The following is a 24377-nucleotide window of genomic DNA, read 5'->3' as shown; positions in this document are numbered from 1 at the left end:
ACAGAGCAGAGGACATGATTGGTGCTCAATCAGTAGGTATTGATTCAATAGGAGTAGAATATGGATATGGCACCTTTAATGAACTTAATAATGCCGACGCTACATATATTGTTAAAACGGTTGATGAGTTAAAAAACTTACTAAGCTGATTAAAACACAAATTAAAAAAATAATCATCGCTTGAAACTCCCTGTTTTTGGGGCTTTCAGGCGATTTTTTGGCCTTTTTTGCATTTTGTTTTTTGGAAAAACATTTACAAATCAGAAGCTTTAATAAAAATAGCTAAAAAAATTAATCGCTTTTCAATATGCCTATGATAAATAAATTTTGTAGTTTGTCATTTTTGTTGTATATTTTATTGTAAAACAATCAAATTTATGATATAATTTGCATATATTTAGGTTGTTTTAAAAATTTTGCGGACTGAAAATATTAAATAGGGGTGTTTTTATGAAAAAAGTTATCAGCCTATTGTTATCACTTTCTTTGATTTTGTCTGTCGGATTGCCGGGTACTATGGTTAATGCCGCAGAAAGTATCACTATTTATTATAACGATGCGGAGCTTACCGAAACTTTGCATATCACCGAATATGATTCTGCACAGTTTGTGGCACATTCGGAGTCGGAATTTCCGGCAGACTCAACTGTTGAGTGGGAAAGCAATATGCCTTTGCTTGCGGATGTTGACGAAACAGGCAAGGTAACTGCGTACGATTACTCAAAAGCTGCCGTTATCAAATATTGGCTTGATAATGAGGTTCGTCCAACTCCGCTCATCGGTAATGCAACCGCAGACGCTATTGAAAAGGCTTTTGCAAAAGCAGGCATTGACCTTAACGACAGTAATCTCAATACCGACTTGGTTGTTGCGATTGTAAAGGGCATTAACCAAACTATGGGTGAAGCTCTTGAAAAAATGCTGAATAATATGACAATCACAATCACAGCTCGACTTGTCAACGAAAGCGGAAATGTCCTTGCTTCCGACAAGGCAGAAGTTGTGGTTGACCAAAGCTTGGCAGGTAATATCTGGCCTACGGGTGTACATATCACAAACAAAAAGACCGTTCCAAAAACCGTTGCTGTCGGCAAGCAGGTGCAAATGTACGGTGCGGTAACTCCCGTTCGACTTAAGCAAAGCGTCAAATGGAGCGTCGGCAAGGCTTTTGATAACGAATCAAAGAAGCACGCAACAATTACCGCTGACGGTCTTGTAACCTTCACTTCTCCGGGTGCTGTTTATATTCGTGCAAATCCCGAAAACGCTCTATATTCTGCGGTTACAGATACTGTTGAGTTCAAGGTCGTTTCTCGTGAAGAACTTCCTGTTACCGACTTTGCAATCGGCGGAACTCTTGATATAAAAGAGGGTGAAACCACTCAACTCACTATCGAAAATGTTTCTCCTGCCGGTGCATACACAGGTGATGTAAAGTGGGAATGTTCGGATACTTCAGCCGCTGTTATCACTCAAGACGGAACAGTTACCGCTCTTGACGCAGGTCAGGGCTTGCAGTTATCAAAAACCGTTACAATCACGGCAACCATTGACGGCGTGTCAAAAACAGCGTCGCTAAAAATTAACAGGAATGTTATCGGCGACACAATCAACAGCGTTGAAATCAACGGTTATGAAAATATTGCGCTTAATGAAACAAATAAATATACTGCGGATGTAACCCCTGTAAGACTTAACACAAATTCAGGCGTTGTTCGTCAGTGGGGATTATATGATTCACAGTCGGGCGAGCTTGTGCTTGCAACGGCAGACACCCCTGCCGATAACGGTTTTGCTTCGATTGATGCAAACGGCAATCTTGTTGCAAGAGAAGTCGGAATAATCAAAATTTATGTTAAGGTGACTTATAACGATGCTTCGCTTGAAGCAGAAAAAACCGTTTCATCGGGTGTTCCGATTACAAGTTTTTCTGTTGAAAAGGGTAACGGCTTTACCACAAATGTTATGACGGGCAGCAGGGATTCGTTCCTTGAAGAAGGCAAGACAGGTCAGCTTAATATAACAAGTATTTTGCCTGAGGATTATGACCCTGATTTGCTCAAAAATGTTGTTTGGAAGAGTTCCGACCCGTCTGTTGCATCTGTTGACGAAAACGGCAAGGTGTTTGGCCTTGATTCGGGCGGACTTACAATTTATAATGCTAAATCGGTTACAATTACTGCGATTATCGGCGGTGTGTCATCTTCTGTAACCTTTAATGTCAGAGGTGCTTCCGTAAATAATCTTGTAAATGCTTCAATTTCGGGCAACGATTATGTTGTAAAAGATTTTCCGAGAGAGTATTCTGCAATATTTTCTCCGTCAAGAATCAGCGTGAAAAATATCCATTGGGGATTTTCAACCGATGACGGTAGTCGTCCGTGGAATTCAAGCTGGAGTAGTACATCGGGCAATACCGAAAACAGCCTTGCAACGGTTGATTCAACCGGTAAGGTATACGGAAAATCGGCGGGTACTACAACTCTTTGGGTCTTTGGCAGAGAGGGTACAACTTCGTTAAGCGGTTCTTATGCTGAGGCTTCAAAACAAATTCAGGTTGTTGAAATTCAGCCTAAAAATATTGCTGTAACCGCACCCGAAAAGTATGATTATGTCGAGGGCGAAACAGAACTTGACTTGACAGGCTTAAAGGTTTCTGCAACATATGATCGCAACGAATTGGCAAATTATTACCCCGATGCCGAAAGCTACGGCGATTCTATTTTAAGCGTTGATGTTGATGATTATGAAATTAGCGGATTTGACCCGACTTTGATTGACAGAGAGCAATATGTACTCGTAACTCTCGTCAGGGCGGGCGAGCAATTCCGTGCGGTATTTCCTGTTAAGGTGAATTCAAAAGCCGTCGAGTCAATTGATATTACTGCTCCGAGATACGCATATATCGAGGGCGTGAAAGAACTTGATTTGAGCGGACTCAAAGTATATGCAAATTACAGCAATGCACCTCGTGAGGAAGTTTTTGATTACAAGGTTGACGAATCTGCTGTTGATTTTACAAAGCTTAACGAAGAGCAAACCGTTAAGGTAACTTATGAGCATTACGGTCGTTCGGCAACAGCCGAGTTCCCGATTATCATTTACGGAAAACCTGTTGTGTCGGTTAACACGGCAGATTATGACGGCTCGTGGACGAGTAGTGATGTTACATTTACCTTGGACAGTACTCATCAATTGGACGGCGTTAAATATTATTATAATGTTGACGGCGGCGAATGGAACGAAATTAGCGGCAATTCTTTGACTGTTACCGAAAATACAGACAGCGTATACACATTTAAAGCAATTAACAGTGCGGGAATTGAAAGCGACATCACACAGCCGTATACTGCTAAAATCGACAAAACAGTACCGTCATTCACCCTTGTTCAGGATAATACAAATATCACAAATCAGTCGTATTCGGTAAGAATTACAGATTTGAGTGTTGGTGCTTCAGGCGTTAAGGCGGTTTATCTCAACGGTGATGTGCTTGATGACCAAACACAGTTTACAGTTAGTGAAAACGGCGAATATACGATCAAAATCGTTTCAAACAGTTTGCTTGAAAGTGAGCAAACCGTGACCGTTGAAAATATTGACAAACAAAAACCGACCGTAACGGAAGTATCGGTTTCACACAAAGACACAAATGATTTTGCAAGATTTGTAAACAAGATCACTTTTGGTATGTTCTTTAACAAAACCACTCAGCTTACAGTAACGGCAGAAGATGAGGGCGTTGCAGGTGTTGACAGAATTGAATATCGATTTGTTGATGAAAACGGCACACCGCTCGGAGATTGGGCTGTGTATGACAATAACAACAAGCCTGCACAGGACGCCGATTTCAAGGGTTACGCCGAGGCGAGGGCAATAGATAAGGCAGGCAATGTTTCCGACAGTAAGCTGACAGGCGGATATGTTATTGACACCGAAGCACCTACGGATATAGTTGTAACTTCCGAAGCAGACGGAGAAAATTATGCAAGCGACAGTTGGACATCCAAGAATGTTACAATCAAACTTTCATCAACCGCTTATTCGGGAATTTACAGATATTATTACAGTGTTAACAGCAGTGAATGGACTGAAATTGACGGCGATACCCTCACCGTAAAGAATCAGGGCATATGGAATTATAGATTTAAAGCGGTTTCTTATTCAAATAACGAAACGGTTACAACGGATGATTTTGTTGTTAAAATCGATAAAACAGAACCTGTTGTTCGTGTTGATTTTGAGGGTACATTCGGCAGATGGACAGCCGATCCCGTTAAATTCAGTATGACTATACTCAATCAGGCAATTTCGGGCGTTCGTTATTATTACAGCACCGACGGCGGCAAATCTTGGATTCAAGCCGAAGAAGGCTCTGTAATTACTATCGATGAAAATGTTGACGCTTCGTATATTTTCAAGGCAGTTAACGGTGCAGGTGTTGAAAGTAATTATTCCGACAGTTACCGTGTAATGATAGATACTGTTGCACCTACTCTTGAATATACCCTTGAAACAGAAGAAAAAACCGATTCTCCGTACAATGTTTCCTTTAAGGTTAATACCGGTCGCTCCGGAGTCAAATCCGTCAGCGTAAACGGTGAAGATATAACAGGCAAAAATTCGTTTGAGGTTGCGGAAAACGGCAAGTATGTTGTTGTAATGACAGCCAATAACGGACTCACATCAACAGAGGTTATTAAGATAAATAATATTTCTGTGGCTGAAAAACCTGTTCTCTATGTTACACCTTCGGGTACAATCGGCAGTGAAACCGACCAACTTGTTCGCTTCAATCTTTCTTCACCTAATTGCGGTGATAATACGGTTTATTATTACAATGACGGCAACGGCTGGAAAGAGGTTGAGGGCGATACATTTGTTGCTTCAAAGGCAGGTAATTACAAACTTCGCTTTAAGGCTGTAAGCAATGGACTTGAAAGTTATCAAAGTCCCGAATACAATGTATCTCTTACAACAAGCTATTACAAAACCGTGTTTAAGGCAACAGTTCTTGAAAATCCGACATTAACGGAGGGAACTGCGGCACTTCGGGATGTCAAGATTTATGTTGATGACAAACTTATCGGCACCACCGACACAAACGGTGAGGCGACATATTGGCTTGTTGAGGGTGAGCATAATGTTTTGTTTGATAACGGTACATTTAACAGAACACAAACTGTTGCTATGACCGATGACGGTGAACTTAATATTCCTATGGTTGCACTCGACCTTAATAAGGACGGCGTTGTAAATGCTAAGGATTATGTAATGCTCAGAGATGTTACCGACCCACAGCTTTCAGCTCTTTATAATGAAATATTTATGAATTTCTATAATGTAAGCGAAGATACATTTATTTATCAAAATCAGTCGTAGAGGGATTTTATGAAACTTTATATTAAACAAAAAGTGTTTTCCTTTGCCGATAAATTTTCGGTTAAGGATGAAAACGGAGCAGACAGATACTTTGTTGAGGGGCAAATCATCTCACTCGGCAAAAAACTTCATATTTTTGACAGCGAGCATAATGAAATTGCACTTGTTAAACAAAAAATCGTTTCTCTGCGACCTAAATTTGTTGTTGAAGTAAACGGTGAAGAAGTAGCTGAAATCGTTAAAAAGATTACATTCTTTAAGCCTCAATATTATGTTGAAGGCTTGGGATGGAATGTTGAAGGTGATTTTTTTGCTCACGATTATGTTATAGACTCAAACGGAGCAGAGGTTGTATCTATTCACAAAGCATGGGTGAGTTGGGGAGATACTTTTGAACTTGATATTGCCGACGGTAATGATGAGATTACGGCTTTGGCGGTTGTACTTGCTATTGATGCGGTTCTTGACAGTCAAAACGCAACGGCTTCGGCATTTCAGTAATATTTATGCAGCAAAAGACGGTTACGGAATATTTATCCGTAACCGTCTTTTTTATTATTGTTCTGCTTATTTACTTTTGTATTCTTTTAACAGTTTTGCATAATCTTTTGCATTTACCGTTCCGTCTTCAACAACATCTAAATAAGAGTTTGATTTGTTGTAGTAATCCATAAAGCTTATGCTGTATTCGTTTTCGCAATTTTCACATCCGATTGTTACATTGTTGCCGTCAAAACTTTTTATTTTGTAGCTGTGTCCGAGAGCATATAGCTTGTTTGTGTAGGATTTTCCGCATCCTATGCAGGTAAACACGCTGTATCCGTCTTTTTCGCAACTTGGTTGTTCAATGATTTCTTCCGTGTAAATATGCTCGGTACATTCAAATGCAAAATTAACTTTAAAACTTCCGGTGTCAATCGGGTTTTTGTATTTAGCCGAAAGATAGTATCTTTTGCCCGCTGTCAGATTGTACTCAATGCTGAAATTCAGATTGTTGTCGTCCTTATTGTCACCGTCGTCATTGTAAGCGATTGCACTCTTTTTCATTGTGCTAAAGTTATCGGAACATGTATAAGTTTGTGCATCATAAATAAGTCCGAATGTGTCTTCGTTTGACGATGAAGAAAATGTAATCTTACAGTCGGTTTTCGGTGCAAACGACCAAATGCTTTGTCCGTTACCGCTTTCTATTATTGCATTGCTTTCACCAACGGTAACAGGGGAGTCAAACATTATGTAATTTTGCAAGCAGTAGCTTTGTGCATAACTGCTTGTGTCACATTTTGCAACAAAACCGTTTGTAAGGTTCATTTGGCTGTTATATCCAAATGCGTTGTCGCCGATTGTTGTTACACTGCTCGGAACAGTTATTGATTTAAGCGTGTCACTGCCTGCAAATGCCGCCGTGCCGATATATGTTAATGTGTCGGGAAGCGTTACACTTGTCAGTTCCTGCTCAAAGCAAAAGGCAAAGTCACCGATTTTTGTTACACCGTTTTCAACAACAATGTTTTCGGTTTTGTCTTTGTAATTGTTCCACGGTACCGTTTCGTAGTTATCAGCCGTAAAATCTGCTGTGTTTGATTTGATTGTTAGCGTTTTAGTGTTGCTGTTGTAATCCCAACCCGATTGGTCGGCAAGTGCGGTAGCAGCTCCTGCCGTAACAGCCGAGGCACTCATTATCAAGCCCAAAAGAAGGGCAATCATTTTTTTCTTATTCATTTTTACCCTCCTTATACAACTTCATATGTCGCCTGAAGTACAAGCTGATTGTTTTCCGATTTAACTGTTTTCCATTCTTTAAACACATAAAACGGAATATTAGGTGCCGTTATGCCTTCAATGGTTTTATTTGTTAAATCAAGTTCGTTTGCAGAATTGATATATTTTGTTTCAATCACTCTGCCGTTATTGTTAAGCAAAGTCAATTTTATTTTGTCGGCTGGCTCAACTTCATCTTCCGTAAGATAAGCATTTACAACAGCATCTGAGTTTGCAACAATTTGACATACCGCTTCGTTTTGACTTACTCTTTTTGTTACGCCGTCCTTTGTGACTGTCCATTTTTCAACATTCATATTGTCTGTGCTGTCGCTGATGTCAAGTGTAACAACATCGCCGTATTGCACCTGAGTTTCAGAGCTTGTCGGCTCTATAATTTCGCCGTTTGCACCGTAGACCAAAAGTTTTATGCTTATTGTTCTTACTCTCAAAAGTGCCGAAGCTTCAATAATGCTTTTTGTCGCAGAGTCGAGAGCGGAGCCGTCTTTGTTTTCAATGGCAATCCCGGCAGCACTTTTGGCGTTTGCAATTGCTTCACAATATGCCTCTTTTGATTCGTCGGTGTATGCTTCAAAGTTTTCCGTTATTGTCAAAAGGGAAGCATTGTATGCTTCAAGAAAATCATTAAATTCCGAATTTGTATTTGTCGGATTTGTAATGTTCTTCTTTTCCCAATATCCGCACAGATTGTCACAGCAGTAAATGTCGTACCCTTGCTCCGTTGCGGTAGGAGCAACTGTTCTTGAGTAAACCAAATTAGGGTGATTGTTTGGATTTTCAGGCAACAATTCCGTGTAACTGCTGTCGCATCGTACGCAGGTGTATTCACCTACGCCTTTAAATGTGCAGTCTGCTTCTCTGATAACTGCGTATGTGTACTCGTGACCGAGTGCGTTTACATAACTGCTTTCGTCAATTTCTTCGTGAGAGCAAACCGAACATCTTTGAGCCGTGTAGCCTTTTTCGGTGCAGGTAGGTGCTACCGTTACCGATTGGTATGTGTGCGGTGCAAGTTCTGTGTAATTATCTTTGTATGTATCACCGCATTGCGTACAAGTGTATAGCGTGTAGCCTCTTTCGGCACAGGTAGATGGAATTACCTCACTTGTGTAGCTGTGTTCCGTTTTTTCTGTTTCGGCTTGGTAAACACCACCGCAGATTTCGCAAATGCTTTCTCTTATTCCCGGAGAATTGCAGGTAGGATTCTTTATAACATCGCCAAATGTCAATCTGCACGCTTCTTCCTTGCTCTCTTCATTGATTGTGATAACTTGAGCATCTCCGTATTCGGATTTGTTGACGGTAATCGGAGTCCAGTAGTAAACGATGTGAGTCTGTTTTTCCTGAATACCTTTTACGGTAGGCGTGTTTACAATGGTCGATGTGTCTACCGTTTGTCCGTCCTCTATAATTACAGAACCCATATCCTGTTTTGATACACTTATAAATTTAACAATGTAGTTGTATTTCAGCCCATTCATAGCCGATGTAAGTTCTTTGGCTATTGCTGTAACCGATTTTGAATTGTATGTTCCCGAATATCCGCTTGCCGAAAGGACATCTGCCATTGCGTTTTGAGCCTGAATTAACGCTGTGTAGTAATTGTTCCATGTTCCGGATGTGTACCGTGTGGATTGTGCCGTTTCAGATGATATAATTTGGTTTTGATTTCCTATTTCTTTTGCTGTAGTTAAAGCATTTCTTAAATCGTTATATAATTCTGTATCTCTCACCGGGGAACTTACAGAATTAAATTTATTCACCGCATTTTTAATATCATTTGCACAGGTTGTTACTTTAGAGGCTGTATTTAATGAATAATCAGGTGCCGATGGGTCAACGGCAGTTGCCGTATCATATGCCTGCATCAAAGCCGAAAGGCCGCCTTGTTTGTAGTATTGTACATTTTTAAGTAAGTTCCTGTTTGAATTTGAATTGATACTGTCAAGTAAAGGCTTGTAGTTTATAACATAAAATGTTCTTGTATCAACACCCGAAATGTATTTAACCCATTTTACAGTGTTTCCGTCGGATTTTGTACCGTTGCCGATGCTGAATTGCGTAGGCTTTGCCGCAACAAAGTAATTTTCTCCCTGAAACGCCGCTTGATAACTGATGTTGAAATAATTAGCCATATATCTCATATCGCCTGTAGAGAGAATGATGTTGTTATCGTCGCCGATTTCATAAGCATTGATTTGATATGCTTTTGAAAGTACATTGCTGAATTCTCTGGAAACGACATCACCGCGATATTGTGAATTTTTGATGAAAAGTCCGCCGTTTTGTCCTCTCATTGCCATATACAAAACTCTTGGATTTGACGGATTTGCGGTTATCGAACTGCTTGTTTTGTAAAATCCAACAAGATACGGAATGTTAGGTGAAGAATCGGTATAGAGATATACGCCGTTTTGATAGTAAAAATTCGCCGTTACATTGTTTCCCTCGGCAGTATAGCTTGTTACAAGCGGATCGTCTGTGTATTCATACCACAAACATCCTGTGTTTAGCGGATTTGTTCCGTTGTCCGACGAAGAAAACTTTGGGTAAATATTCGGAGCAGGAGCACTCCATTCGCTCATAGAGCCGATTGCATTGTTGAGTGCCGTTGCGTATTGAGCAATGCTCAGCGAGGTAACGCCTCCGTATGAATATGCGTCAATGGCTTTTTGTGCGTTTACATAAGCCGTGTAAGCATTACTCATATTTTTGTATATTTTTCCGCTTGCCATTTTGTTTTCAAATTCAGTCATAGCTTTTTTAAGCGGTTGAATTTCTGCAAGGGCAAGACTTGAAGCGTAATTTATTTTACCGAACTCAATCCAAACATCCGACCATTTGTTTGATGTGTTGCCGTTATTATTTCTGCTGCACATAGCAAGAAATGTGATGTCATTTTTATTGTTTTGTTTGGCGGCTTTAACTGCCGATGAAATATCAAGAGTTACATATTTATTGTTATTATCGGTATAATTGTGCTCAATGTATCCGATTTTGTTATTGTCATTTAATCCGAAAGTTTGTTTAATATAATTTACGCTTCCGTTTCCGGCATTATTTGAAATTCCTGCATAAGCAGTGACTTTTTTTGTTTCGGATTTTGACTTTAGGTATTCCGAAACACTTGAAGAGTCTATGTAATAAATTTCAATTCCGAAATTTTCAATTTTTGTTTGATGCCAATTGTCGCTTGTTATTGTAATGCTTGCATAGTCACCGACATTTATATTTGTAATATCGTAATTCCAAAGGCCTACCGTTGTATTGTTTTCCAATGAGTCGTTGATTATGTTGAAGATGTTTCCGTTGTATCTTGATGTATCTTCAATACCACACAGCAATCCGCTTTTGTTTAATGCAATTTCACCTTCGTCTGCACCGAATACGGTTGTCAGATTTGTCGGTATAGCGGAAATTAATATAATCGTTGACATAAATAGAGAAGTCAGTGATTTTAATATTTTCTTATTTTTCATTGCGGTTCTCCGTTTGTAATGATTTGTATGCGTAAATGAGAGATATTTTTATTCCTTTATATTATAAACAATTTATATGTACTGTTCAATTAGCATATTTAACATAATATTAATATAAAAAATGGAACATTCGTCAATAGACATCGGGTGTTTTGGTAAGGTATAATATTTGAGATGATAGATATTTTTATAATTTTACAAGTATATTAACCTTAACTTATCTTTATCGGAGAGAAAAATGAAAAAATTCAGTTCAAGAATTATAGCTGTTATATTGGCAGTTGTGCTGGTGTTTACATCGGCGTTGCCTATTTCGGCAAAATCTTTTGCAACAAATTCACTTTTAACAACCGATGTAGGTCCTGCAAATTGGATGAGCGGAATAAAGGATAATACTTCGCTTTCGGATATTACCATTCCGGGAACGCACGATTCCGGTACTCAAAATGTAGACCTGCCGATATGGTCAAAAACACAGACTCTTTCTATTTCGGAACAGCTTAACATAGGCATCAGATATTTTGATTTACGCCTTGAACATGTATCCGATGTGTATTATAATGCCCAAATTGTTCACGGCTCTTCAAATTGCTGGAACAGCGGTGGCGGACACCTTACGCTTTATGAAGTGTTGGAAGATATGTACGCTTTTCTTGACCGAAATCCAAGCGAAACGGTTATTGTAAGCGTTAAGCAGGATTACGGAAATGATATTAACGCTCTTGCAAATGATGTTAATACACTCATTGATTTAAGAAGCAACTATTGGTTTACGGGCTCGTACACGCCGTCGCTCGGTTCTGTCAGGGGCAAATGCGTGCTTGCAACCCGAATAAGCGAAGTCGGAAGAGGTATCAGTCTCAGTTGGGGCGATCAGGGTTCCGACGGCGGTGCTGTGGATTCAGGTTGGATGAAGGTTCAGGACAGATACAAAATGTCGCCTTCGTCAAAATGGTCCAATGCCGCAAAACCTATGCTTGATGAAAAAAAGCCGAACGGCGTTTGGTATGTTAATTTTATGTCTACTACAGGCGGCGGTATTTCGGGTGTTGAACCTAATGCGGCAACCATGAAAGGTTATTTCAGAACATATGAAATGATGAATAATAAGTGTTACGGTATTATTTGTCTTGACTATGCCGATGAAGATTTAACTTCAAAAATTTACAAGGCAAATGACCTTGTTGCCAAGGCTCAACCCGACAGCGAAAAAGGGCAGTATTATTATAGGCTTAATTTAAACACATGGGATGATGTTCCGTCATCTTGGCAAAGCGTTTCGTGTAGGCTCTATTATAAAACCAACAACGGAACCGGTGATGTAAAATCCGTTCTTTTGTTTGACCAAACAGATGCTTACAAAGGCTATGCTTTTGTTTCAGCAGTTACAAACAATGACTTTACCGGATATGTTGACGGCTTTCCGATAAAAGTTGAAATGTCTTTTCATTGGACAAACAATGACGGTATCGGAATTGACCAAAGGTTGTATGTGGGTAACGGACCCGATGATAATTTGACCTTGATAGGTAAAAGTACCGTCAGATATACTAATTCAACAAATTCTTCCACAGGCTTTTCTGCCGATACAAGTACTTATCCGCAGATTAAATCCATTGCATTTGTTGATAATTCTGATTTGAATGTTGCTGTTCCTGCCGTAACTTCGGATTCGGTAAACACTTATACATTAAAATACAGTATTTCTGACCAATATGGGGTTAAGTGGCAAAACAATTCCGCTTCGCTTAATGCCGACGCAAATTATCCCGGTATATCATTTTCGGGTAATCGCCTTTTGGTAGACAAAAATGCTAATGATATTGCACCTAATACATCTTTTAATATTTACGCTGCTTATAATTCCGCAAACGGCGTTTTGCGTAGTTCTCCTCGCAGAATAACCGTGTCACCAAACAAAATTCCGTATAAGTTTGTTAATTACAACGGGGATGTCCTTCAGCAAGGCTCCGATTATTCAGGCGTTACGCCGCAATATACCGGTGAAACACCAAAGCGTGAACCGGATGAAAACGGTCATTATACCTTTACATCATGGACTCCTTTATCTCCACTGTCTGTAGAGAATAATGTTTATACGGCTTTCTTTACTGTCAATAAGCACCTTGTGAGCAAAACCGTTGTTCAAAAGGCGGCAACTTGTACAGAATCGGGCGTAAGTACAAATTATTGCACTTGCGGCTATTCTTGGACAAGCGTTACTCCTGCAACCGGACACAACTATATCACCGTTCATAAAGACCCTACTTGTACCGAGGACGGATATAATAAAGAAGTTTGCCGTGTAGACGGTGATGTTAAAACAAATACCGTATTACCGGCCACAGGTCACGATACCGAAAATGCGGTAAAAGGTGAATATGTTGCCTCTTCAAACGGCGAAAACGGATACATTCCGTTTTATTGCCCGGTATGCAATGAAGAAATTGTTTCCATGCGAAAATACGATACCGTTAATTGGAGTGCGTATTATGATGCAGTCGGCGTTGTAAGCGGAATTATGGCTGATTCCGATTATTCATCTTATAATTCCGAATATGTTACCGAGTTTGAAACTGCCGTTGCTTCGGCTCGCAGTATCGAAAATGACGAAAGCAAAAATAATTTGCAATCAAATATTGACGGAGCTGTAAATCAAATCAATAAAGCAGTTGACGATTTTTGCTCAAAAATCGGAGTGAATTATTATACTCTTACCTTTGTGTTTGATAACGGCGTAAGCCGTAAGCTTACATATAAAGAGGGAACTGCTGTTTCAAATATAGCTGTTCCTGCAAACACCGCAACCGTTATGAGCGAAAGCACCCACACCATTTACAGATGGGGCACGATTGCAACAGTTACCCAAAACAAAACTTATGTTGAAAGCAGTGCAACAAAGCCGCATACATTCAATACATTTATTTCACCGGATATTGAACATACCGGAAAATGTACAGAAGATGTTTCGGTTGAGCACAGATGTATTTGCGGTTATTCCTATACCGAGAGCAACGGTAAAGGTACCCTTCACGAGTGGGGTGAGTGGACTTCAAACGGTGACGGAACTCATACTCACCATTGTTTAAATGACAATTCTCATACAGAAACGGATGCTTGTGTTATAAACACCGAAACACACGCTTGCGTTATCTGCTCTTATAAACTTAATGTTTCAAATTACGAATATTATATTGAAATATCCGAAAAGTTGTTGAATTCAGATTCAAAAAAATATTCACCTGAGGCATTGGAAAAACATAAGGTTGTTGTTGAAAAAGCAAAAGAAGATTTTAGTCATGCCGATACTCAGGCTAAAATTGACAATATCTCGTCTGCTTTGTCTGTTTCGTGTATGAATGTTATGATGACAACAAGGTATTACCATGTTAAGTTTTCATATGTTATTGATGATGAAACGGTTGTTGAAGTTACATCTTCGGATAATTTGTATGACAGCTCCGTTACCTTTGAAATTCCGTCCGATGTATTACAAAACAGAATTGTTGAAAAGTGGACCTTGTATAATGCAGACACCGATACAATTACAAGATGTGCGGAAAGTGTAACATCTATTACCTTTAATGTAAGCGATAATGCAGAATATATTGCTTATATCAAAACGGAAAATAATGATACTTCTCAAAAATCAACAGTTACTCTTCTTGATAATGATGGCAGAGTTACACAAGTCCTTGAAATTGAAAACGGGGAATACAGCATTACTGTTGACGGAGCAACTTTAACGCTTACAAGCAGTGACAAAACATATGTGTTTACTGCAAAAAAGCTTGCTTTCCGTAAGGTGACCGGATTTTCAACAGATAACGCTCCTGTTCTTGATACGATTTCGGTATCATCCGATATTACGATAAACACATTGTATACATAATTTGTTTTTAGCTGGCAGTTAGTCATAATAAGCTATTTTTGCGATGGAGAAATTCATGATAGAAATTGATAATAACAGCAGAGTTCTGTTTTTCGGTGACAGTGTAACCGACATAGATTTCAATCGTCAGTATGACCATTTGCTTCACGGTAAGCAGGTTTATGCACTTAATATCGGCGAAGAAATCAAGAAAAAGTTTCCGAACACCGAGGTGTTTTACAAGGGAATTGTTGATGACAGAACCTACAATCTTTGCAATAGAATGGACGATGATTGCATTGCGCTGAAACCGAATGTTGTGATTATGCTTGTCGGCGGAAATGATGCGTGGGAGGAGTATTCTCCCGAATTGTGCCCACCGCCAAATCAAGCTTTGGAATCGAATATGGATGAACTTTTCAGCAGAATGAAAAATGAACTTGATGATGTTCAAATCCTCTATGTTCTTCCGTTTTTGGTTGACACGCTCGAGGAGTTTCACCCGTTTATTAAAACGCTCAATCAGTTTAGAGAACGACTTAAATTGTCGGCTCTGGCAAACGGAATAGAAATTCTTGATTTGCAACCCGTGCTTGATGAAGCACAAAAAACATTTTCTCCGCAGGAACTTTCAGCCGACTCGTTCCATCCAACCGACTTTTGCTACAAAATTATTTCCGATGAAATAATGAAACATTTAATTATCAACTGATTTTTTTCTTGACAATGATTTTTATCGGTATTATAATATTTTTCGGAAAAAAGGGAGTAGTTAGCATTTGCATTGCAAATGTTGCATAGGTCGTCAGTACGGGAAAACCCGGTCTGTGCAGTTCCAAATGGTATTAACAAGACTTTTGCCGTTTTATTACGGCAAAAGTCTGTTTTTATTTAATACGCAAAGGAGGATTTTATGGAAACAATACTTTTAAGAACATCTGTTTTGCAGGAATTCGCCAATATTTTCTCCAATATCGGAGAAATAAAATGGCAAATGGTCTTGATGTGGGCAGTCGGCGGATTGCTCGTTTATCTTGCAATTGCAAAAGAGATGGAACCAACACTTTTGTTGCCGATGGGCTTCGGCACAATTCTTGTTAATTTGCCGTGGTCGGGTGCAATTACTCAACCCGGAGCAGAGGAAGGTCCGATTGACACCTTGTTTAACGCAGGTATAGCCAACGAGCTGTTCCCGTTGCTGTTATTTATCGGCATCGGTGCAATGATAGACTTCGGTCCGTTGCTTAAAAATCCGTGGCTGATGCTTTTCGGTGCTGCAGCACAGTTTGGCATATTCTTTACATTCTTTGTTGCAAGCTTTTTCTTTGATGTCAACGACGCCGCTTCAATCGCCATTATCGGTGCGGCAGACGGTCCTACATCAATCTTTGTTGCAAATGAGCTTAACTCCAAGTATCTCGGTGCAATTATGGTTGCGGCATATTCGTATATGGCACTTGTTCCGATTGTTCAGCCTCCTGTTATCAAGGCTGTTACAACCAAGAAAGAACGCCAAATCCGTATGAAGTACACAGCAGGCGATGTATCAAAAACAACCAAGATTTTGTTCCCGATTGTTGTTACCGTTATTGCGGGTCTTGTTGCTCCAAAATCGGTTGCTCTTGTCGGCTTCTTGATGTTCGGCAACCTCATCAGAGAATGCGGCGTGCTTAACAATCTTTCAGAAACTGCACAAAATTCATTTGCAAATATCATCACAATTCTTTTGGGTATCACTGTTGCAGGCAGAATGAACTATAAGTCTTTCGTTCAGTGGGATACAATTTTGATTCTTGCCCTCGGTTTGGTTGCGTTTGTGTTCGATACAATCGGCGGTGTTATGTTTGCAAAGTTCCTCAATCTGTTCTTGCCAAAGGATAAAAAGATTAATCCTATGATTGGTGCTGCCGGTATTTCCGCATTCCCAATGAGCGGCAGAGTTGTCAACCAAATGGGACTTAAAGAGGATAATCAAAACTTCTTGCTTATGCAGTCAATCAGCGTTAATGTTTCGGGTCAAATCGCTTCTGTTATTGCCGGCGGCTTAATCCTGACTCTTGTATCTTAATAAGGAGGGAATATAATGCAAAATTTATTTATTTCTCTTTTAACGGTTTTTACAATGGCAATTCACGCAGATAGCTGGAAAACCTCACTTCCTGTTGTTTTGTACGGAATGCTCGGTATATTTATTGTTATCGGCGTTATTGTTCTTGTGACTTACTTGCTTAATAAATTCACATCTAAGAAAAAAGATGATTCGGATAAATAGTTTTTTATAACACAAACAAAAACGGAGAGGCTCACGCCGCTCCGTTTTTATTTATGTAGTTTCTTTTATTGCATTTTAGCTTCACGCTTTGCTTCGAGTTCCTTTTGTGCTTCTTCCTTTACCTTGCCGGTATAGTCGTTGAAGAACATAGGAATAATTGTAAGCAAGAATCCGATTGCCGGAACAATCGTTACAAGTGCAACAAGCATTTTTTGTGTGCTCTCCGATTGCTGGAAGAAAATCTGTCTGCCCGCAACATCCACAAGTGATTTGTCAACAGCCTTAAAGTCTGTTCTGTCAAGGATTTGACCGAATACAAATGTTGCAACAGCGGCGTTAACCTTTGAAAGGAAGGTTTGGAATGCAAAGCACACACCCTCTTGGCGTTCGCCAGTTTTCCATTCAAGATAGTCAACTGCGTCGGCAATGAGTGCATAGGTGATTACATTGTAAATACCGAGCGGAAGACCCATCAAGAAGAGGAATACCCACAAAACATAAATGTTGGCCTTTGTTACATCGTGAGCCATTACCACATAGCAAAGTGCGTGTACAACCATACCGAAAAGGGCAGAACCGATGTAAATTTGCTTGAGTGAAAACTTCTTTCTGAGAACAGGGAAGATAGCCATAGCAGGTACCATACCCACGCCGATAGCAACTGTGAGCGTTGTTACGATAGTTCCGCGAGGAATCCAAAAATCGTAAGCCGCAGCGGCGTCAACATTGTCGATGAGCAACTTTTGTGCACCCGGAAGGAAATCTTGGAAAATCTGCGTAAAGTCGGTGTAGTTTTGGATGATAACATAGTTGCCGATGTAGTCTGCACATTGGTTTGCAGTAACCATTGTAGAGCCGAGAACAGCAGCAAAAATAACGATGATGAGAAGCTTGTTTTTGCCAAGAACAACAAATGTTTCCTTAAATGACGGTGTGTGGTCCATCTTTGGAACTCTTTCCTTTGAAACAAAGAAAATAAGGATAGAAAGTGCACATCCGAGAACTGCAAAGATTACGCCTGAAAGGAAGAAACCCTTTGTGTAGCCCATATTGCTTTGGTAAAGAATCGGAACAAGGAGTGCCGGCAAGATACCGCCGAATGTAGAACCGAGTCTTGCAGTTGAGATGAATGATGTTCTTTCGCTTTCAAGCGGAGTGATTACGGAAGAAAGTCCCCAGAACGGAACATCCTGTACCGTAAATGCCACACCCCAAAGGATGTATGTAACAAGTGCCCATATAAATGCTGCCTTTGAACCTTCCTCAAAAGGTGCAGAGAACAATGCGATTGTTGTCAATGCAATCGGCACAGGTGAGAACAAAAGATATGGACGCATCTTGCCCCATTTTGACTTTGTTCTGTCAACAATCATACCCATTACAGGGTCGTTGAGTGCGTCAAAAATTCTGCCGATAAGAATAATTGTTGTGCCTTGTTTAAGTGTCAAGCCTGCTCCGTTTTGGAAAAATACGAGAGTAAACATTGACATAAGTGTGTATATGCCCGAACGGCCGAACGCACCCACTGTAAAGCAAATACGCTCTTTCATAGTTAAGTATTTTTTCTGCTCCATTAAATCTTCCTCGCTTTTACTGCCGGCATAATAATAGGTTTATCTTCACCGACATTCATCATTTCGTCAATAAGCTGTTGTTTCAATTCTTCACGAACCTTAGCATAAGCCTTGTTTTTGATAAGATTATGCTTTTCAATCGGGTCTTTTTCCAAATCGTAAAGATAATCTTCAAAGTAAACTTTTGCCTTTGCGTGAATATATCCGCAAGGAGTTGCGTCCCTGATTGAATATTTGTATTTATCGGTTCTTATGGCTCTTGAGTTTGAAGCCTCGCTGACCTGAATAAATACATTCTTTCGCGGCGGCTCTTCACCGCTTACTTGCTTTGCAAGGTCGATACCCATATACTGCTTTGGAATATCAATGCCCGCCATAGCCATAAGTGTCGGCGGAATGTCAATGAGTGATGAAAGCCTTGTTTCTCTTTTGCCACCAACAAATTCGCCGCCCTTGATGATGAGCGGGGTATGTGTTGCACTTTCGTGGCAAGAACGCTTGTATTCAAGGTTTCTTGTCTTGAAGTGACTGCCGTGGTCGGAGGTGTAAATAATGATTGTGTCATCATAAATGCCCTCGTCCTTGAGCTTTTGCACAAGTCTGCCTACATTGTAGTCAAGTCTGTTAATAGCCGACATATAGTCAGGGTACATTTCTTTGTAGTCGCCCTTCATAAATGTCAAATCATCCGGGAGCGGATAGTTTTTGTAGTCATCTATCGTTTCCTTGAAGCCCTCATAGCAATGATGGTCGTTTTGATGATGTGGCTCAAGCTGACTGATGAACATAAAGAACGGTTTGTCCTTATCTCTGTTTTCTATGTATTCGGTTGCATAGTCGTTTATGCAGTCCGCTCTGTATCCGGTAAAGTCGATTTTGTTGCCGTTTTCATCGAATATAAATCCGTCATAGCCGTGTGATGTAAATTCCAAAACATCGGCACCACGAAAGTATTGATATTCACCGAGTCGCTCCTTTGGAATTGCGGTTGCTTCGCAGTGCATACCGATGCCCGGTAATCTGTCCGATGCCAAATGCCATTTTCCGATGTACGCCGTTTGAAAGCCTGCATTGTTGAAGTAATGTGCAAGGCTCGGAGTACCGTCAGGAAGCGGAATACCGTTCCAATAACAACCGATTTGAGTTGCATAAAGTCCCGATTGCAGGCACGCTCTCGCAGGTCCGCAAACAGGCTGGCAGGTAAAGTTGTTTTCAAACATAACGCCCTCGCTTGCCAACTGCATTAAATTCGGTGTTACTCGGTCGTTAACCGTGTCCCAACGCTGTTGATCGGAAAAATAGAATATAATGTTTTTTTTCTTCATAATTTTCCCCTTTATTTTTGTTTACCGTGCAATAAATCCTGCTATTGCATTGTAGAAGTTAACAAGTGCAACGCAGGTAACAATTACGGTAAATATTTTTTGTATAACTTTCTCATTAACCTTTTTGTTCATTTTTGCACCAACGATACCGCCGATAGCCGCACACAAAATTGCAACAATAAGTGTAACAACATCAAACTTTGGTATTGTATGTGTAACCCCAAGGGTAATAAGCTTTGAAAGCTGACTGAAAAAGATTGTACCAACGCTGTAAACGGCAGCCTCTTTTACTGTCATAGAGAAGAACAGCACCAAAAATGCAACATTGATAGGTCCGCCGCCAACTCCCAAAAACGATGCAATAAATCCAAGAGTTAAACCAACAATAACAATAGGTACAGGCTTTGTGAGTTTGAAACTTTTTGCATTTTTTGCGTTTACATATATAACGGATGCCACGAGCAATATGCCCAAAACAAGCCCTTGAATACTCTTTAGAAGTGAGTTGTTGAACAATGTCAGGAAGTAATCAAACAGTTTTGAACCGCAAATACCTCCGACAACAGCACCTATTGAAAGATAAATGATTATGCCGAATTCAATTTTTGTTTTTGCTCTGATGTGTTTAACGGTTGAGGTTATGCTCATACTGAACACGGCACAAGCAGAGATGAAGTTAACCACCGCAATTGTATCGTGACCGATTAAATCAAGCAACGGCTTGATGATCACACCGCCGCCAAGGCCGACAAATGCTCCAAAAAATGTAGCGGCAAAAATTACAACCGCATATATTAAACAAAAAGCCATATTATCTCCGATTCTATTTGTTTTAATTCGTTGACATAAATCCGTCCGATTGATATAATCAATTTAAGGATGGTTGATTTTATGCCTATTTCAGTTATGATAAAGCCGTCGTCATCGGCTTGTAATTTAAAATGTGAATACTGTTTTTATACCTCTCTTGCCGAAAAACGAGATGAGGCGTTCAAAGGATATATGAATGATGAAACGGCTCAAAATGTTGTCAAAAGTGCACTTGAATACGCTGATTCAACAGAGGTGATTTTCACTTTTCAGGGTGGCGAGCCATTGCTTTCGGGCATAGACTTTTTCAAAATGTTCATCAAAAAAGAACAGGAACTTAACGCCAAAGGTTCAAAGATAACAAATTGTATTCAAACAAACGCCACACTTATAAACGAAGAATGGTGCGAGTTTTTTAAATCAAACAACATCCTTGTCGGTGTATCGCTCGACGGCGACCGTGAACTTAATTCCTACCGTATTTATAAGGACGGCAGGGAATCGTTTGACGATGTTATGTCGGCAATCGAACTTTTGAAAAAATATAATGTGCAGTTCAATATTTTGAGCGTGTTGACTTCTCGACTTGCCCAAAATTTCAGAAAATCATATCGCTTTTTTAAAAGTAACAATTTGCACTTTTTGCAGTATATCCCGTGCCTAAAGGAATTTGGCGAAGAAAACAGCGAATACGCAATGTCTGTTGAAGATTATGCAAACTATCTAAAATCGGGATATAAACTTTATTTCAACGATATAAGCCGAGGCACACAGATGTCAATCCGTCAGTTTGATAACTATCGACTTCTTATGCAGGGCAGACCTGCCGAGCAATGCGGAATGAACGGCTTTTGCTCCGAACAGTTTGTTGTTGAAGGTGACGGATCAACTTATCCGTGCGATTTTTATTGTATAAACGAATGTTACCTCGGTAATATAAACGAGACTTCATTTTCTAAAATGCGAGAAAGCGAAATCTTTAAATCTTTTGTAAAATCATCATATGCCGTTGATGAAAAATGCAAAGAATGCCGCTATTTTCGTCTTTGCAGGGGCGGCGGATGCAAGCGAAACAGAGCTTCTGCCGACTACTGCGAGGCATATAAAATGTTTTTTAAAAATATAATCTGTTTTTAAAGCCAGTAAATATTATACATTTTTTTATATATAAAGTCAACGAATATAAAAATTTGTACATACCGATACAATATGTTGATAATTTACAGTTTATTTGTGGTTGTACAAGTGTATAATTATCTATTTTGCATATTGACACATATATTACATATTGTTATAATACATTATACAAATTGTTATTGAAGGGATAACACTATGAGCAGAAAGATGAAGCACAGCGAAAAGCTTGCTTATAAATACAAATTCCTGCGTGAAAAGATTATTGAATCTTATCGCAAGGGTTGTAAAATTCTTAATATTGTAAAAATCGTATTTTCTGTTATTTTTATGATTTACAGCATTATTGTTGCATCTGCCATCAGAGAATCAAGTGACAAAACCGTTTGGCTTATTTGGTGGGTTGTTATTATATTTGTTGCGGTTGATGTGTTTACAATAACCGATTATTGCAAATATCTTGTAAAAGATAAGGTAATACCGTATTTGCTTGACGATGACCGGCTTGAATTTGGCGAATACGACATTTTCAAAGACGATGACGAAGAAGAAAACGAAGAAGAGGAGGACGAAGAATGAAAAATATATTCAAGATTTTCAAAAGAGATATGAAAAATATCTTTACCAATTCAATGGCTATTATTCTTGCTGTCGGCGTTGCTCTTTTGCCAAGTCTTTATGCGTGGTTCAATATTTATGCAAACTGGGACCCTTACGGCAAAACAGGTGCTATGAAAGTAGCTGTTTGTAACGAAGACGAGGGTGCAACATATAAAAAACTTGAAATTGCCATCGGTGACCAAATTTGCGAAAATTTAAAGGGCAACGATTCTATCGACTGGCAGTTCGTTTCAAAAAAGGATGCCGTAAAAGGTGTTGAAGCAGGCAGATATTATGCCGCTATCGAAATTCCGAGCGGCTTCAGTAAAAACCTTGCGTCTATCGTTACCGAGGATTATGAGCGGCCGCAAATCGTTTATTATGCAAACGAAAAGAAAAACGCTATTGCAACAAAAATCACCGACAAGGTTGTACAAACCGTTCAAACTACTGTTAACGAATCGTTTGTAACAACTGTTGTGGATGTGCTCAGTGCCGTCATCGGTTCGGCAATGGAGTCCGATTCCGTAACAGGTGAAAACACTTTTGATTATCTCAAACATCAGGTTAACAATGCAAGGGAAACAATCGGTACTCTTTCCGATTCTTTGGTAAGTATGGAAAAACTTCTTAAACTTACAAAAAATGTTAACTATGATGATACGAGCATAAAAGATTTGCTTAATGATACCGATACAATGATTGAGGATACTACAGATGCCGTAAAGGTTACTCAGGAAGCGTTTTCGACAACTGTTGATTCTTTGGGTAAGGTTTTGTCATCAAGTTGTGAGGTTATTGACACATCGGCTGACACTCTTGATAAAATTGCCGATAAGGATATGTCAAATGTAACAGCAACATTCAAGCAAATTTCGGTTCAACTTGATAATATTTCCGATCAGCTTACGGAAATGAGCTCTTTTTTAACAAAACTTAATACGGCTTTGCCAAAGCCTATAACAGAAATTACAAACTTTACAACAAAGCTTGACAATATCAGTACTTCTCTTAAAGAAACATCAACACTTTTGGTTAAGGTTTCTTCCGTTGATTATGACAAAACCGCATACGATGTTGCAAAAAAACTCCGTTCGGTTTCTTCTTCGCTTAAATCTGCCGAAAAATCATATTCAAACAAGGTTGAACCCGTGCTCACCAAAACGGTTGACAGTTTGGTAATTACTTTGGGTGATTTGAGCGATATGCTTAATAATTTTGACAGCAAATCTCCGCAGATTAACACCTTTGTTTCCACATTAAAAGAATGTGCCGATACAGGCGAAAATCTTGTATCGTCAATGAATAAGGTGCTTAAAAACACCGATAAAAAACTTGTAAATCTTATTAATATCATTGATAATATTAAGGACAGCGAAATTGTGAATGCCGCTGTAAACCTCACCACCAAAAACGGCGGTGATCTCGGCGAATTCCTTGCTTGCCCTGTTGAAGTAAAAACAGATAAGGTTTACGGAATCGAAAATTACGGTTCTGCCATGGCACCGTTCTATTCAACTCTCGCAATTTGGGTTGGTGCAATTATGCTTGTTGCCCTGGTAAAAACAAATGTCAAGAAGAAAAAAGAAATTTCACCGTTGCTGAAACCTCATGAAGAATTCTTTGGTAGAAGCCTTTTGTTCATGTGTATTGCGATTGTTCAGGGCTTGATTATCTGCCTCGGCGACCTCTATTTCTTGAAGATACAGTGCTATCACCCGCTCAAATTCCTGTTTGCAGGTGTGCTTGCCTCAGTAGTATATTCGTTCTTTATATATTCAATTGTATACACCTTTGGCGATATAGGCAAGGCAATAGGCGTTATTATGCTCGTCGTTCAAATCGGCGGTTCGGGCGGTACATTCCCGATAGATGTAACACCTCGATTCTTCGTATCCATCAATCCGTATATTCCGTTCACCTTTGTAATTGAAGCTATGCGTGAATGTATTTGCGGAACATATAGTAATAACTATTGGATTTATCTTCTCAAACTTCTCGCCTATGCGGTTGCAGGTCTTATTATCGGTTTGCCGGTTAAGGCAATTGTTAAAAAGCCTGTCAAATTCTTTGAAAAGAAGGTTGAAGAAACGGGATTATTCTAAGCTTACAGCTCCTCTTGTATGCACAAGGGGAGTTTGTTGTTAT

The 24377-nt window shown here is 39.6% G+C and carries 14 protein-coding genes; 9 read left to right on the top strand and 5 right to left on the bottom strand.

Going from position 1 to position 24377, the window contains the following annotated elements:
* The first annotated feature begins 450 nt into the window (after nucleotides 1–450).
* Nucleotides 451–5382 carry an Ig-like domain-containing protein gene (locus Q0E08_RS03380; RefSeq protein ID WP_294776788.1) on the top strand — a complete coding sequence of 1644 codons (4932 nt, stop codon included), beginning with the start codon at nucleotides 451–453 and terminating at the stop codon, nucleotides 5380–5382.
* A 9-nt stretch (nucleotides 5383–5391) separates the two neighbouring features.
* Nucleotides 5392–5883: an LURP-one-related/scramblase family protein gene (locus Q0E08_RS03375; protein WP_294776776.1), complete on the top strand. Its 492-nt coding sequence runs from the start codon at nucleotides 5392–5394 to the stop codon at nucleotides 5881–5883.
* Between the two features lie 66 nt (nucleotides 5884–5949).
* Here the strand turns inward: Q0E08_RS03375 and Q0E08_RS03370 are convergent, their stop codons facing one another.
* On the bottom strand, nucleotides 5950–7104 hold the full coding sequence (locus Q0E08_RS03370; protein ID WP_294776763.1) for a leucine-rich repeat domain-containing protein: 1155 nt from the start codon (nucleotides 7102–7104) through the stop codon (nucleotides 5950–5952).
* 11 nt (nucleotides 7105–7115) lie between these two features.
* Nucleotides 7116–10643 carry a hypothetical protein gene (locus tag Q0E08_RS03365; protein WP_294776749.1) on the bottom strand — a complete coding sequence of 1176 codons (3528 nt, stop codon included), beginning with the start codon at nucleotides 10641–10643 and terminating at the stop codon, nucleotides 7116–7118.
* A gap of 238 nt (nucleotides 10644–10881) precedes the next feature.
* Between Q0E08_RS03365 and Q0E08_RS03360 the strand changes: the two genes are divergently transcribed.
* From Q0E08_RS03360 to Q0E08_RS03345, 4 genes are all read left to right on the top strand, one after another.
* Nucleotides 10882–14535 (top strand): phosphatidylinositol-specific phospholipase C domain-containing protein, encoded by a 3654-nt coding sequence (locus Q0E08_RS03360; RefSeq protein WP_294776738.1) that lies wholly within the window; start codon nucleotides 10882–10884, stop codon nucleotides 14533–14535.
* Between the two features lie 55 nt (nucleotides 14536–14590).
* On the top strand, nucleotides 14591–15226 hold the full coding sequence (locus Q0E08_RS03355) for a GDSL-type esterase/lipase family protein (RefSeq protein ID WP_294776727.1): 636 nt from the start codon (nucleotides 14591–14593) through the stop codon (nucleotides 15224–15226).
* 201 nt (nucleotides 15227–15427) lie between these two features.
* A complete protein-coding gene (locus Q0E08_RS03350; protein WP_294776714.1) occupies nucleotides 15428–16582 on the top strand; it encodes a sodium ion-translocating decarboxylase subunit beta in 1155 nt (384 codons plus the stop codon).
* Nucleotides 16583–16597: 15 nt separating this feature from the next.
* A complete protein-coding gene (locus Q0E08_RS03345; protein ID WP_294776701.1) occupies nucleotides 16598–16786 on the top strand; it encodes a hypothetical protein in 189 nt (62 codons plus the stop codon).
* A gap of 65 nt (nucleotides 16787–16851) precedes the next feature.
* Here Q0E08_RS03345 and Q0E08_RS03340 read toward each other — a convergent pair whose 3' ends face one another.
* Genes Q0E08_RS03340 through Q0E08_RS03330 form a run of 3 tightly spaced genes read right to left on the bottom strand, consistent with a single transcriptional unit; the run spans nucleotide 16852 to nucleotide 20495 of the window.
* Nucleotides 16852–18360, bottom strand: a complete 1509-nt coding sequence (locus Q0E08_RS03340; RefSeq protein ID WP_294776687.1) for an MFS transporter — start codon at nucleotides 18358–18360, stop codon at nucleotides 16852–16854.
* Complete coding sequence (locus tag Q0E08_RS03335) at nucleotides 18360–19685, bottom strand: sulfatase-like hydrolase/transferase (protein ID WP_294776674.1); 1326 nt, start codon at nucleotides 19683–19685, stop codon at nucleotides 18360–18362. The genes Q0E08_RS03340 and Q0E08_RS03335 overlap by 1 nt, the downstream gene beginning before the upstream one ends.
* A 21-nt stretch (nucleotides 19686–19706) precedes the next feature.
* Nucleotides 19707–20495, bottom strand: coding sequence for a sulfite exporter TauE/SafE family protein (locus Q0E08_RS03330; protein ID WP_294776664.1), 789 nt, complete (start codon nucleotides 20493–20495; stop codon nucleotides 19707–19709).
* An 81-nt stretch (nucleotides 20496–20576) separates the two neighbouring features.
* Between Q0E08_RS03330 and Q0E08_RS03325 the strand changes: the two genes are divergently transcribed.
* The 3 genes from Q0E08_RS03325 to Q0E08_RS03315 all read left to right on the top strand — a co-directional run bounded on the left by Q0E08_RS03325 (nucleotide 20577) and on the right by Q0E08_RS03315 (nucleotide 24334).
* Nucleotides 20577–21632: a radical SAM/SPASM domain-containing protein gene (locus Q0E08_RS03325; protein WP_294776650.1), complete on the top strand. Its 1056-nt coding sequence runs from the start codon at nucleotides 20577–20579 to the stop codon at nucleotides 21630–21632.
* Between the two features lie 195 nt (nucleotides 21633–21827).
* Nucleotides 21828–22208: a hypothetical protein gene (locus tag Q0E08_RS03320; protein ID WP_294776638.1), complete on the top strand. Its 381-nt coding sequence runs from the start codon at nucleotides 21828–21830 to the stop codon at nucleotides 22206–22208.
* A complete protein-coding gene (locus Q0E08_RS03315) occupies nucleotides 22205–24334 on the top strand; it encodes a YhgE/Pip domain-containing protein (RefSeq protein WP_294776626.1) in 2130 nt (709 codons plus the stop codon). The genes Q0E08_RS03320 and Q0E08_RS03315 overlap by 4 nt, the downstream gene beginning before the upstream one ends.
* Nucleotides 24335–24377: the final 43 nt, after the last annotated feature.

Origin of the sequence: uncultured Eubacterium sp., assembly GCF_934561735.1 — a bacterium.
In the GTDB taxonomy this organism is placed as follows: Bacteria; Bacillota; Clostridia; order Oscillospirales; family Acutalibacteraceae; genus Eubacterium_R.
This window is presented reverse-complemented; position numbering and strand designations above follow the sequence as displayed.